14 protein-coding genes are annotated in these 13,069 nt (G+C 65.0%); 5 read left to right on the plus strand and 9 right to left on the minus strand.

The genetic code is table 11. The annotated features are described in order from the left end of the window. Positions 1–69: 69 nt before the first annotated feature. The 5 genes from LDO29_RS23225 to queE form a co-directional block, all read right to left on the minus strand. Entirely contained in the window at positions 70–1,692 is a 1,623-nt protein-coding gene (locus LDO29_RS23225) for an ABC-F family ATPase (protein WP_224082091.1), read from the minus strand. A 175-nt stretch (positions 1,693–1,867) separates the two neighbouring features. Further along, positions 1,868–2,824, minus strand: a complete 957-nt coding sequence (gene ldcA, locus LDO29_RS23230) for a muramoyltetrapeptide carboxypeptidase (protein ID WP_224082092.1) — start codon at positions 2,822–2,824, stop codon at positions 1,868–1,870. 33 nt (positions 2,825–2,857) lie between these two features. Next, on the minus strand, positions 2,858–3,391 hold the full coding sequence (gene tadA / locus LDO29_RS23235) for a tRNA adenosine(34) deaminase TadA (protein ID WP_224082093.1): 534 nt from the start codon (positions 3,389–3,391) through the stop codon (positions 2,858–2,860). A gap of 7 nt (positions 3,392–3,398) precedes the next feature. After that, positions 3,399–3,875 carry a 6-carboxytetrahydropterin synthase QueD gene (queD, locus tag LDO29_RS23240; RefSeq protein WP_224082094.1) on the minus strand — a complete coding sequence of 159 codons (477 nt, stop codon included), beginning with the start codon at positions 3,873–3,875 and terminating at the stop codon, positions 3,399–3,401. Positions 3,876–3,981: 106 nt separating this feature from the next. Beyond that, positions 3,982–4,617, minus strand: a complete 636-nt coding sequence (gene queE, locus LDO29_RS23245; RefSeq protein ID WP_224082095.1) for a 7-carboxy-7-deazaguanine synthase — start codon at positions 4,615–4,617, stop codon at positions 3,982–3,984. Between the two features lie 423 nt (positions 4,618–5,040). Between queE and LDO29_RS23250 the strand changes: the two genes are divergently transcribed. Next, positions 5,041–6,246 carry an MFS transporter gene (locus LDO29_RS23250; RefSeq protein ID WP_224082096.1) on the plus strand — a complete coding sequence of 402 codons (1,206 nt, stop codon included), beginning with the start codon at positions 5,041–5,043 and terminating at the stop codon, positions 6,244–6,246. Between the two features lie 31 nt (positions 6,247–6,277). Here the strand turns inward: LDO29_RS23250 and LDO29_RS23255 are convergent, their stop codons facing one another. Continuing rightward, the gene (locus LDO29_RS23255) at positions 6,278–6,784 is read right to left on the minus strand and encodes a DUF1993 domain-containing protein (RefSeq protein WP_224082097.1); all 507 of its coding nucleotides are present in this window, start codon (positions 6,782–6,784) and stop codon (positions 6,278–6,280) included. Positions 6,785–6,967: 183 nt separating this feature from the next. Here LDO29_RS23255 and LDO29_RS23260 point away from each other — a divergent pair, with 183 nt between their 5' ends. Continuing rightward, positions 6,968–7,369, plus strand: a complete 402-nt coding sequence (locus LDO29_RS23260; RefSeq protein WP_224082098.1) for a hypothetical protein — start codon at positions 6,968–6,970, stop codon at positions 7,367–7,369. Continuing rightward, positions 7,366–7,563, plus strand: a complete 198-nt coding sequence (locus LDO29_RS23265; protein WP_224082099.1) for a hypothetical protein — start codon at positions 7,366–7,368, stop codon at positions 7,561–7,563. Before LDO29_RS23260 ends, LDO29_RS23265 begins: the two co-directional genes overlap by 4 nt. Before the next feature lie 18 nt (positions 7,564–7,581). Here the strand turns inward: LDO29_RS23265 and guaA are convergent, their stop codons facing one another. The 3 genes from guaA to guaB all read right to left on the minus strand — a co-directional run bounded on the left by guaA (position 7,582) and on the right by guaB (position 11,340). Next, a complete protein-coding gene (gene guaA, locus LDO29_RS23270; protein WP_224082100.1) occupies positions 7,582–9,201 on the minus strand; it encodes a glutamine-hydrolyzing GMP synthase in 1,620 nt (539 codons plus the stop codon). Next, complete coding sequence (locus LDO29_RS23275; RefSeq protein ID WP_224082101.1) at positions 9,176–9,799, minus strand: hypothetical protein; 624 nt, start codon at positions 9,797–9,799, stop codon at positions 9,176–9,178. Before LDO29_RS23275 ends, guaA begins: the two co-directional genes overlap by 26 nt. A gap of 77 nt (positions 9,800–9,876) precedes the next feature. Next, a complete protein-coding gene (guaB, locus tag LDO29_RS23280; protein ID WP_224082102.1) occupies positions 9,877–11,340 on the minus strand; it encodes an IMP dehydrogenase in 1,464 nt (487 codons plus the stop codon). Positions 11,341–11,462: 122 nt separating this feature from the next. On the opposite strand from guaB, the gene LDO29_RS23285 reads away from it, so the two are divergent. Beyond that, positions 11,463–12,422: a DMT family transporter gene (locus LDO29_RS23285; RefSeq protein ID WP_224082103.1), complete on the plus strand. Its 960-nt coding sequence runs from the start codon at positions 11,463–11,465 to the stop codon at positions 12,420–12,422. Positions 12,423–12,524: 102 nt separating this feature from the next. Further along, complete coding sequence (locus LDO29_RS23290) at positions 12,525–13,043, plus strand: DUF4124 domain-containing protein (protein ID WP_224082104.1); 519 nt, start codon at positions 12,525–12,527, stop codon at positions 13,041–13,043. Positions 13,044–13,069 lie beyond the last annotated feature (26 nt).

Consider the following 13,069-nt stretch of genomic DNA (forward strand, 5'->3'; position numbering starts at 1 on the left):
AACGCGCGGCCCCGGCAAGCACAAAGGCCGCCCGTAGGCGGCCTTGTCATGTCTTGGTTTCCCTGGCGCTCAGCCGTCGATCCCCTGCGACTGCAGGTACTCGTCATACGTGCCGAGGTAATCCGTCACCGTGCCGTCGGTACGCACTTCGATCACCCGCGTGGCCAGGCCGCTCACGAACTCGCGGTCGTGCGAGACGAAGATCAGCGTGCCCTGGAACTTGTCCAGTGCGATCTGCATCGACTCGATCGATTCCATGTCCATGTGGTTGGTCGGCTCGTCCAGCGCCAGCACGTTATGGCGGCCCAGCATCAGCTTGCCCCAGATCATGCGGCCCTTCTCGCCGCCGGACAGCACCTTGACGTTCTTCTTGATATCGTCCGCCGAGAACAGCAGGCGGCCCAGCGTGCCGCGCAGCGACGTTTCATCGTCGCCCGCCTGCGTCCACTGGCTCATCCAGTCCATCACGTCGCGGTCTGCAGGGAATTCCTCGTACGTGTCCTGCGGCATGTAGCCGACGTTGGCGTTCTCGGCCCACTTGACCGTGCCACGATCGACTTCGACGCCACGCTGCACGCCGGTCTGCACGGCACCATTCAGCAGGCTGCGCAGCAGCGTGGTCTTGCCCGCGCCGTTCTCGCCGATGATCGCCACGCGCTCGCCTGCCTGGATCGCCATCGACAGGTTGTTGATGATCTTGCGGTCGTAGGTCTTGGTGATACCTTCCACCTCAACGGCAAGGTTGTGCAGCTTCTTCTCGAACTCGAAGCGGATGAACGGGTTCTGGCGCGACGACGGCTTGATGTCCTCGACCTTGATCTTCTCGATCTGCTTGGCGCGCGAGGTGGCCTGGCGCGCCTTGGACTTGTTGGCCGAGAAGCGGCGCACGAAGTCCTGCAGTTCGCTGATGCGTTCCTTGGCGCGCGCGTTGGCGGCCATCTGGCGCTCGCGGGCCTGCATCGACGCTTCCATGTACTCGTCGTAGTTGCCCGGGTAGACCTTCAGCGTGCCGTAGTCCATGTCGGCCATGTGGGTGCAGACCGAGTTCAGGAAGTGGCGATCGTGCGAGATGATGATCATGGTGGAGTTGCGCTCGTTGAGCACGGTCTCCAGCCAGCGGATCGTGTTGATGTCCAGGTTGTTGGTCGGTTCGTCCAGCAGCAGCACGTCCGGGTTCGAGAACAGCGCCTGCGCCAGCAGCACGCGCAGCTTCCAGCCCGGCGCGACGTCGCTCATCGGGCCCTGGTGCTGGCTGGTGGGGATGCCTACGCCCAGCAGCAGTTCGCCGGCACGCGCCTCGGCGGTGTAGCCGTCGTACTCCGCATACTTGGCCTCCAGTTCGGCGGCCTTCATGTAGTCTTCGTCGGTCGCTTCCGCGTTGGCATAGATCGCGTCGCGCTCCTGTGCGGCGGCCCACATCTCCGTGTGGCCCATCATCACGACATCCAGCACGCGCATGTCTTCATAGGCGAACTGGTCCTGGCGCAGCTTGCCCAGGCGGATGCCCGGCTCCAGCATGACATTGCCCGACGACGACTCGAGGTCGCCACCCAGGATCTTCATGAAGGTGGACTTGCCACAGCCGTTCGCGCCGATCAGGCCGTAGCGGTTGCCCTCGCCGAACTTGACCGAGATATTCTCGAACAACGGCTTGGGGCCGAACTGCATGGTGATGTTTGCGGTAGAAAGCACGTCTGGAACCTTGTCTGGAAACGGGGTATGGCGCCAATGCGCCAGGCTTGCCGGAACGGGGTGGCGTCGATGCGCCCCGGTTCATGGGAGAACCCGGCAGGAAATGGGGAAATAACCGATTATTTTACCATCCGGACGCCTTTCCGGCGACCGGTTGGCGCGGATCGAAACGCTGTCAGGACAGCGCCGGAAGCACCGGATAGCCTGACATGGCCAGCTTGAAGCCTTCCGCGTGTGCGCTGAGCTGCGCCTGACCGCCTACCGGCAGGGTCAGCTTCTGCGCGCAGTGGCCAAACGGCAGGCCGGTCAGTATCGGCACCTGCAACTGGTCGCGCAGATAGGCAACCACGGCATCCATGTCGTAGCCGTTGTCGTAGTCCGTCACGCGGTAGTTGGAGAAATCACCGAGGACAATGGCCCGCTGCGCGCCCAGCACGCCAGCCTGGTGCAGTTGCACCAGCATGCGCTCCACGCGGTACGGAGGCTCGTTGATGTCCTCCAGAAACAGGATGCCACCTTCCACCCGCGGCATGAACGGCGTGCCGAGCAGGCTGCACAGCATGGCCAGGTTGCCGCCCCACAGCGTGCCCGCGACCGTGCCCGAGAATGGTTGCCCGCCGTCCTGCGGCGCCAGCACCGTCACCGTGTAGGCCGGATCGCGCAGGATGCCCTCGAAGTGCTCCCACATGAACGGGTCGACCGTATCAGCGCCAAAGTCCGCCAGCAGCATCGGGCCGGCGAAAGTCACGCCGCCGGTGGCCGCCAGGTAGGCCAGCTGGAACGCCGTGAAATCGCTATGACCGACGATGGGCGTGCCGCTGGCGCGCGCCTGTTCGGCGATCTGCGCGAAATCGAGCCGCGCCAGCAGCCGCGCAATGCCGTAGCCGCCGCGCACGGCCAGTGTCAGCTCATGGGGCGTACCGGTGCCGATCGCATGCAGGTCCGCGAGCCGTTCGGCATCCGTGCCGCCGAAGCGCAGGTAGCGCCGCGCCAGCACGTCGGGGTTGGTCGTGTGGTACCCATGCGCCTTGAGCCAGGCACAGCCGCGTGCCGCAATGGCGACATCATGCGGGTAACCGGACGACGCGATCAGGCGGACTTCGGTATGCGGCTGGATGCTCGGTGTGCTCATGCGGGCTCGCTATCGTCAGGTCGCCAGGTTTCGTCAGGGTTGTTCGGGATCGGACAGCGTTCGTGCGGCGAGCTGCGCGGCCTTCTGCGCGCGGCGCCGGGCACCGAAGAAGTCCTTCAGCATCTGCCCGCATTCAGCCGCGAGCACGCCGTTCGTGATGGTGGTCTGGTGGTTGAGCTGCGCCTGCTCGAACAGGTTCACCACGCTGCCGGCCGCACCCGTCTTCGGATCCGTCGCGCCGAACACCACATGACGCAGGCGCGCATGGAGGATGGCGCCGCTGCACATCGCGCATGGTTCCAGCGTCACGTACAGCTCGCACTCGGGCATGCGGTAGTTGCCGAGCACCTGGGCGGCCGCACGCAGCGCCTGCATCTCGGCATGGGCCGACGGATCCATCGACTTGATCGGCAGGTTGTGGCCGCGCGCGATGATGGCATCGTTCCACACCACCACCGCACCGACCGGCACCTCGCCCGCGGCTTCGGCCAGGCGCGCCTCGTCCATGGCGGCGCGCATGTAGCGCTCGTCGCGCGCGATTTCCTCCGCCCTGCGGGTATCCGTCATTGCTGGCTCAGTCCTGTGCCGGCAGCTCCGCCGTGGCGGTGACTTCGGCCCAGCAGTTGGGCGTTTCGAACAGGACCAGGCGGGTCAGTTGCAGATGGTGGCCGAAGCAGTCCTTGAACACGGGCGCCAGCATGTCAAAGGCGATCTGCGCCAGGTTCTCGACCGTCGGGATGGCGTCCAGCACCACGGTCTTGTGCCCTTCCATCGATTGCAGGAAGTTCAGCAGCGCCGTGTCGCCACGATAGATCAGGAACGCATGGTCCCACTTCGACACTAGGTGCTCCTGCGCCAGCGTCTTGATATCGCTGAAGTCGAGGATCATGCCGTCGTCCGACGCGCCCTCACGGTGCAGTACCTCGCCCGACAGGGTCAGGTCCAGGCGATAGCGATGGCCGTGGATGTTGCGGCACTGGCCGCAGTGATTCGGGATACGGTGGCCGGAATCGAATTCCAGCCTGCGAGTAATGGAAACTTGTTTGCTCATGAGTACGGGCGCTTGCAAGGCGGCCTGCATTGGGTGGACTTCGGGCCGGGGTCCGCGGGCTCTATTGTGGCCCACGGTGAGACCGCACGGCAGCAATCAGCGTCGATCAGCGGATGCCAAGCAGCTTGTGGGTCTGCAGCGACAGGCGCCAGCGCGGATGCTGCTGGCAGAACGCCACGGCGGCGGCGGTATTTTCGCGGGCCAGCGGGCCGTCCATGGCCTGCACCAGGAAATACTGGAAATCCAGCTGCTCGTATGCGGCGAAGTCCTGCCCGGCCTGCGGAATGACGACCTTCAGCTCGTTTCCCTTCCGGACCACCAGTTCGGAACCCATCTTCGGACTCACGCAAACCCAGTCGATGCCCGGCGGCACCGCGATCGTGCCATTGGTTTCGATCGCGATCTCGAAGCCCTGCGCGTGCAATGCGTCGATCAGCGGGGCATCGATCTGCAGCAGCGGTTCGCCGCCTGTGCACACCACCAGCGGCTTGCCACCGGCGCCCTGCGGCCATTCGGAGGCGACCGTGGCGGCCAGCTCCCCAGCCGTGCGGTACTTGCCGCCCCGCGTGCCATCGGTGCCGACAAAGTCCGTGTCGCAGAACTGGCAAACCGCCATCGCCCGGTCCTCTTCGCGCCCGCTCCACAGGTTGCAGCCGGCAAAGCGGCAGAACACCGCGGCACGGCCGGCGTTGGCGCCTTCGCCCTGCAGCGTATAGAAGATTTCCTTGACGGCGTAAGTCATGCTTTGCGGCGCGCTCCGGTCGGGAACGCAGTGGTTTCGGCGCCCGATGGCGGCCGTTCTTTCATGGGTCGGGAGAGCGAGGCCAGGACTCCGGATCAGAGATGGCTTGAGGGAAGGCGGCCTCCGGCAGTTGATCGGGGCGGTGGTCCGCATGGCCTCTCGCAGGCTGTATCCGGCAGCGGCCAGACATCATGCAAGTATACCAGACGAGTCAGGGTTTCCGCTGATATGGCGACCGGACGGCACGTGGCGCGAAGGCAGACGTCATCACTCCGCCCCTCGCCGGATCCACGATGCCGCATAGTGGCTCAAGACCTTATTCTTGAATTTTTCTCAAATATATTCTGCCGATCACCACGTTAATCTGCAAAGATATTGCAGGCACACTGCCGCCATCCCATCTTCGGAGTCTGGAGGCAGACCATGCCCATTGCCCTGTTAGCGCTGACCATCAGCGCATTCGCCATCGGTACGACAGAATTCGTGATCGTCGGCCTGATCCCCACTATTGCCGCGGACCTGCACATCAGTCTGCCGTCCGCCGGGTTGCTGGTCAGCCTGTACGCGCTGGGCGTGGCTGTCGGCGCGCCCGTGCTGACTGCGCTGACCGGCCGCCTGCCCCGCAAGATGCTGCTGCTGTCACTGATGGCACTCTTTACGCTCGGCAATCTTCTGGCCTGGAAAGCGCCCAGCTATGAATCCCTGGTCATGGCGCGGATCCTGACAGGCCTTGCCCATGGCGTGTTCTTCTCGATCGGCTCGACCATCGCTACCGGCCTCGTACCGAAGGAAAAGGCGGCCAGCGCCATCGCCATCATGTTCACCGGGCTGACCGTCGCGCTGGTGACGGGTGTCCCGCTGGGCACGTTCATCGGCCAGCATTTCGGCTGGCGCGAGACCTTCCTGGCCGTCTCCGGGCTCGGCATGATCGCCTTCGTCGGCAGCCTGCTGTTCGTGCCGTCGTCGATCCGGCACACGCCGCCGGCATCGCTGCTGCAGCAGGCGCGCGTGCTGGCGGAGCCACGCTTGTTGCTGGTGTACGCCAAGACGGCAATCGGCTATGGCGGCTCGTTCATCCCGTTCACCTTCCTGGCGCCGATCCTGCAGGACGTGTCGGGTTTTAGCGCCAACGCTGTCGGACTGGTAATGCTCGTGTATGGCGTATCCGTGGCCGTGGGCAATATCTGGGGTGGCCGCCTGGCCGACCGCCATGGCCCGATTCCGGCACTGCGATTGGTGTTCCTGCTGCTGGCGTTCGTGCTGTTCGTGCTGACCTTCACCGCGCCGCACCCATGGCTGGTCGTGGCTACGGTGCTGGCCTGGGGCGCCGTGGCTTTCGGCAATGTGCCGGGCTTGCAGGTCTACGTGGTCAAGCAGGCAGAGCGCCATACACCGCACGCTGTCGATGTGGCCTCCGGCCTGAACATCGCGGCATTCAATCTCGGCATTGCAGGGGCAGCCTGGGCTGGCGGCCTGATCGTCACGCACCTGGGCCTGATGCATACGCCGTGGATCGGTGCGCTCGTCGTGCTGGTGGCGCTGGGCCTGACGGAATTGAGCGGCCGGCTGGACCGCGCCGCCGGCTTCGATGCACGCGGCAGCCTGCCTGCCGGCGCCGCCATGCACTAAACCCCGGCGTGGCCGGGGCAAGGACAGAGCTTCAGCGTGTGCCGAGGAAGTCCACCTTGCCGATCTGCACCCCCTTATGGCGCAGGATGTCGTACGCCGTGGTGATATGGAAATAGAAGTTCGGCAGAGCAAAGCCCAGCAGGTAGCTCTTGCCGTCGAAGGTCATCGTGCCCTGCCGCAGCTTCAGCTCGATGACTCTCGACTCGCTGCCTTCGAGCTGTTCGGGGCGAATCGACTTCAGGAAACCCACGGTTTTCGCGATACGCTCCTGCAATTCGGGAAAGGTTGCCTCGTTGTCGGCATAGGACGGCACATCGATACCTGCGAGCCGCGCCGCGCAGCCTTTCGCGGCATCGCTGGCACGCTGCACCTGGGCCGGCAGCGCGTCCATGTCCGCGATCAGGCGCGTCTGGATCAGGTCGGCTGGATCCATTCCCTGCGCCTGCGCATGCGCCGCCCCTTTCTCGAGGATGGCGGACAGGTTGGTCAGGGCGCGGATGAACGCGGGAATCGATACGTCATACATCGAGAGGGCCATGTGGTCTCCTGGCATGGGTCGTGTCTGGTTTTCCTGTGCGGCGGCTCGGCACCGCCGGTGGCAGCATAAATCGAATCGGCGCCGCGTGCAGTCATCCTGCTGCCGTGCCCGGCCACCGCTTCCTGCCTTAAGATATCCGGTTACCAGCCCCAAAACGGGGCCACGCGAAGCCGCCACGCCCCGATGAACGCCCCCTTCCCGATCCGCACGGAATGCCCGCCCGGCGCCTGCACCTGCCGCAGGGAAGAACTGCTGGCCGATCCGAACGCCGATATCCGCGTCCTGCGCCTGACACGCGAGGAGGAAAAACGGCTGGTGGCACGGCTGGAAAGCGTGACGAGCCTGGCGGACTTGCGGCACGTGGGCAGCCGCTTGCAAGCACAACTGGGCATCGTCCTGACCATCACGCCGAGCGCGAACGGCGTGCGTACGCTGCGCGGGATCAATATCCAGCTGGAGGACCAGCCAGGGCTGTGCCGGAAGACGAGGCAGGCGATTCCTGCCGCGGTCCGGCGGGCGATGGAGGCTACGCCGGAGATTGCTTATGCGCTGCTGGATGAGCAGGATCTGTTGGGTGGGGGGTGAACCTGCCGGGTTCGCCCGGTTTGGAAAGTCAGGATTTTGATAATCCTGAGTGCTCTTTTTCCAACAATTTCAAACCACAGGGACAGGCGCCGCCCACGGCTGCGAAATCCCGTGATCGCCAAGAAACACGAAGCCCGCGCATCAGCACGGGCTTCTGGGGCAAGCTCAATCGTTCGATCAACAGCCTGGAGTAGCTATCGGCTCACGCCACATCACTCCCACTCGATCGTCGCAGGCGGCTTGCCCGACACGTCATACACTACCCGGTTCAGCCCACGCACTTCATTGATGATCCGGTTCGAGCACCGTCCCAGCAGCGAATACGGCAGGTGCGCCCAGTGCGCCGTCATGAAGTCCGTAGTCTGCACTGCGCGCAGCGCGACGACGTAGTCATAGGTACGGCCATCGCCCATCACCCCCACCGACTTCACCGGCAGGAACACGGCAAAGGCCTGGCTGGTCAGGTCGTACCAGCTCTTGCCGACCTGCTGCGGCTCGCACAGGCCGGCGGCAGCGTCTTGCTCCGTCGCGATGGTCTTGCGCAGTTCCTCGATGAAGATGGCATCCGCACGGCGCAGCAGGTCGGCGTAGTCGCGCTTGACTTCGCCAAGGATGCGCACGCCCAGGCCCGGACCCGGGAACGGATGGCGGTACACCATCTCGGGTGGCAGGCCGAGCGCCACGCCCAGCTCGCGGACTTCGTCCTTGAATAGGTCGCGCAGCGGCTCCAGCAGCTTCAGGCCCAGCGTTTCGGGCAGGCCACCGACATTGTGGTGGCTCTTGATGGTAGTAGCCTTCTTGGTCTTGGTGCCGCCCGACTCGACCACGTCGGGGTAGATCGTGCCCTGGGCCAGCCACTTCGCGTTGGTGAGCTTCTTCGCTTCGGCCTGGAAGACCTCGACGAATTCGCGGCCGATGATCTTGCGCTTCTGCTCGGGGTCGGTCACGCCGGCCAGGTGGCCGAGGAACTGTTCCGAGGCATCGATATGCACGACCTTGGCATGCAGGCGGCCGGCGAACATCTCCATCACCATCTTGCCTTCGTCCAGGCGCAGCAGGCCGTGGTCGACGAACACGCAGGTGAGCTGGTCACCGATCGCACGATGGATCAGCGCGGCAGCCACCGACGAATCCACGCCGCCGGACAGGCCGAGAATCACCTCTTCGTCGCCCACCTGCTTGCGGATCAGCGACACGGCTTCCTCGATGTGGTCCTGCATCACCCAGTCCGCGTTGGCGCGGCAGATGCCCAGGACGAAGCGCTCGAGCATCTCGCGGCCCTTCGACGTGTGCGTGACTTCCGGGTGGAACTGCACAGCGTAGTAGCCGCGCGCCTCATCTGCCATGCCGGCGATCGGGCAGCTCGGCGTGGATGCCATCAGCTTGAAGCCCGGCGGCAGCGCGGCAACCTTGTCGCCGTGGCTCATCCAAACCTTCAGCATGCCGTGGCCTTCGGCCGTGGTGAAATCCTCGATGTCCTTGAGCAGCGGGGTGTGGCCATGGGCACGCACCTCGGCGTAGCCGAACTCGCGGTGATCGCTCCACTCCACCTTGCCACCCAACTGCACGGCCATGGTCTGCATGCCGTAGCAGATGCCCAGCACCGGCACGCTCAGATCCCAAACCGCCTGCGGCGCGCGCAGCTGGTGGTCTTCATAGGTGCTGGCGTGGCTGCCCGACAAAATGATGCCCTTGGGCGCGAATTCGCGGACGAATTCGTCGCTCACGTCGTTCGGATGGATCTCGCAATAGACGTGCGCCTCGCGAACGCGGCGGGCAATCAGCTGCGTGACCTGCGAGCCGAAATCAAGAATAAGGATTTTGTCGTGCATGATGGGCGGGTGGCGTATCTTCCGGTTCGGGTTCGGTTGTCACTTCCGTGCCCGGGCCATAGCCGGGCGGCGGCGTGATGACCGGCTCGCGCCGGGTGTCGGGGAATTTCGATGTTTGCGCGCGGCGCACGGCGCCGGATTGGTTGCGCGGGTCATTGGCTTCGGTGGCCTGCTGCAGCTCACGCTCCGCCTTCAGTTGCCGCTCCCGGTTGCGTACACGCTTGGCCGCTGGTATCTGCACCAGCGCGAAGAAACCAAGCATGACCACAAGCACGGGCAGCCAGACTTTGCCAGCGCCCTCAAGCGGCAGCTCCAGGAAAATCATCCAGGAGAGAATCAGCAGCGCGCTGGCCAGGTTGACATAGCCGGCGGTCCGCGCCACCGTCACCGTCATTTGTCCGTTGAAAGTCGCGTGCCACAGCAGCCAGGCCAGACCTATGAGCGCCACGCCCAGCAGCTGTCCGAACAGCGCCGGTTGTGGCTGCGGCAACTGCAAGGCCGCATACAGCGTGGTAAACGGCGACATCAGCAGCAGCACACCGAGCAGCAGGTCGAGCAAGGCATCGAAGAACAGCACGGCTCGCAGCAGTACCTTCATGAGCGTTCCTCAGCGGGCCCGGCAGGCTTGCCTGCCGGGATGCCCTGGCATCTGGCCTGGCACGCCTGCCGCGCGGGTCAGTCGATGTGGTAGTTCGGCGCTTCCTTGGTGATCTGCACGTCGTGCACGTGCGACTCACGCATGCCGGCCGCAGTGATCTGCACGAACTGGGCGTTTTCGTGCCAGTCGGCGATCGACTTGCTGCCGCAGTAGCCCATGGAGGCGCGCACGCCGCCGGTGAGCTGGTGGATGATGGCCATGACCGAGCCCTTGTAGGGCACGCGGCCTTCGATGCCTTCCGGAACCAGCTTGTCGACGTTGGCGGTGTTGTCTTCCTGGAAGTAACGGTCGGCTGCGCCGTCCTTCATGGCGCCCACCGAACCCATGCCGCGGTAGCTCTTGAACGAGCGGCCCTGGTACAGGAACACTTCGCCCGGCGCTTCCTCGGTACCCGAGAACATGCCGCCCATCATCACGGTGTGGGCGCCGGCTGCCAGCGCCTTGGCCACGTCGCCGGAGTAGCGGATGCCGCCATCGGCAATCAGCGGCACGCCGGTGCCCTCCAGGGCCTCGGCCACGTTCGACACGGCGGTGATCTGCGGCACGCCCACGCCGGCCACGATACGCGTAGTGCAGATCGAGCCGGGGCCGATGCCGACCTTGACGCCGTCCGCGCCATGCTCGACCAGTGCCCGTGCGGCATCGCCGGTGGCAATGTTGCCGCCGACCACCTGCACCTGCGGGAAGTTCTGCTTGACCCAGCGCACGCGGTCCAGCACGCCCTGGCTGTGGCCGTGCGCGGTATCGACCACGATCACGTCCACGCCGGCCTTGACCAGCAGTTCAACGCGCTCGTCATTCTCCGGGCCCACACCGACGGCCGCACCGACACGCAGCTGGCCGTGGTCATCCTTGCTGGCCAGCGGGTTTTCCACGGCCTTCTGGATGTCCTTCACCGTGATCAGGCCGCGCAGCTCGAATGCCGAGTTGACCACCAGCACGCGCTCCAGGCGGTGGCGATTCATCAAGCGCTTGGCTTCTTCCAGCGGAGCGCCTTCGTTGACGGTCACCAGCTTCTCGCGCGGGGTCATCTTGGCGCGCACCGGGGCATCCAGCTCTTCCTCGAAGCGCAGGTCGCGGTTGGTGATGATGCCGACAACCGTCTTGCCTTCCAGCACCGGGAAGCCCGAGATGCCATGCTGCTGCGACAGCGCGATCACTTCCCGCACCCTCATCTCCGGAGAAATGGTGATTGGATCACGCAACACGCCCGATTCGTAGCGCTTGACGCGAGCCACTTCGCGGGCCTGGTCCGCCGGCTTGAAGTTCTTGTGGACGATGCCGATGCCGCCGGCCTGCGCCATGGCAATGGCCAGGCGGGCTTCCGTCACAGTATCCATGGCGGCGGACACCAGCGGAATGTTCAGGTCGATCGAACGAGTCAGGCGGGTACGAAGGGAGACATCCCGGGGCAGGACGGCCGAATAGGCCGGCACGAGCAGCACATCATCGAACGTGAGTGCTTTCTGGACAAGACGCATAGCAAATCCTCTAGGCGCAAAACCGAATTATACAGGAATGCGCGTGTCTTGACGCGGCGCAAACGCCCGCGCACGACGGTCTCTGCTATGCTCGACGTCTTTTTCTTCGAAGCGTGGCAGGAATGGGGATCGGCGTACTGTGCGGACTGCTGGCGGGGGCATTCTGGGGCATGGTATTCATCGCACCCAAGCTTCTGCCGGTGTTCTCGCCCTGGGAACTGGCCATCGGGCGCTACCTGGCCTACGGGCTGGTCGCGTTCGTCGCCGCCCTGCCCCTGATGAAGCGCCTTGCGCGCAAGCTCACGCGCGCCGACTGCGTGGCGCTGCTGCGCCAGGCCTTCACCGGCAACCTGCTGTACTACGTGCTGCTGGCCTTTGGCGTGCAACTCGCCGGGGTGGGCCCGACCTCGCTGATCATCGGCATCCTGCCGATCTCCGTGACCATCATGGGCCGGCGCGACCATGGCGCGGTGCCGCTGGGCCGGCTGATCTGGCCGCTGCTGGTGGTCGCGGCCGGCATTGCCTGCATCAATATCGACCTGTTCGGCGGCGGCCAGAGCGCCCATGGCGCTGCGGCCGGCGCCGTGGCCCGCCCAGTCTGGCAGAAGCTGGCAGGCGTGGCCTGCGCAGCAGGCGCGCTGGTCTGCTGGACGCTCTATGCCGTGGACAACGCGCGCTACCTGCAGCGCAACCCGCACTACAGCGGCAACGAGTGGTCGGCGCTGTACGGACTGTCGACCGGCGCGGTCTCCGCCGTGCTCGCCGTAGTGGGTTGGCAGCTCGCAGGCGACACACTCAGTGCCCCGGACACCGGGCGCGACTGGCAATGGTTCTGGATGGTCAACGCCGCGGTAGCACTCGGAGCGTCGCTGATTGGCAACAACCTTTGGAACATCGCCAGCCGCCGATTGCCGCTGACGTTGTCGGGCCAGATGATCGTATTCGAGACGCTTTTCGCGCTGGCATACGGGTTTGTGTTCGATCACCGCTGGCCACGGCCACTGGAAATCGCCGCCATCGTCCTGCTCATGGCCGGCGTCGCCTGGTCTGTCCGCTTGCACGCCAACGACAAGTCTGCGTAGACTTGCATGCGATGCCGCCGGGGTCACATCGATGACGTCCGGCCTGGCCGGCAAGCCATTGCCGGCCACCGAAAATCGTCCAGTCACTACCGACACCCAGCCATGATCCGTTCGTCCGCGCTGTCGCTTTCGCTGCTTGCCGCCGCCCTCGCCACCGTGCCGGCACCGGCATCCGCCCAGTGGCAATGGCGCGATGCCAGTGGCCGCATGGTGTACAGCGATATCCCCCCGCCGCCGTCGATCACGCGCATCGTGAAGTCCCCCGGACAGCTCTCAGGAGAATACAGGCCCGTCGAGGCACCCCCCGCGAATGCCGAAAGCGCTCCCGCCAGGCCGGCTCCCGTAAAGGCGGCCGCAGCACCAGCGCCCACGGCCGAGGAGGCGTTCCAGAAGCGCCGCGCGGAGCGACTCGAGGCGGCTGCCAAGGAAGCACAGAAAGAGGCTGAGGCCAACGAGCGCACCACGCGCTGCGCCCAATTGCGCAACTACGCGCAGGGTCTGCAACAGGGCGTGCGCACCGGCGTAATGACCGCTGACGGCAGCGTGCAGTATCTCGGCGGCGAAGAGCGCCAGGCCGAGATACTGAAAACGAACGCCAATATCGAGAAGAACTGCGGCTGAGGCTCGTACCGGGCGCCAACCCCGGC

The sequence above is a fragment of the Cupriavidus laharis genome, assembly GCF_914271435.1.
Taxonomy (GTDB): Bacteria; Pseudomonadota; Gammaproteobacteria; order Burkholderiales; family Burkholderiaceae; genus Cupriavidus; species Cupriavidus laharis.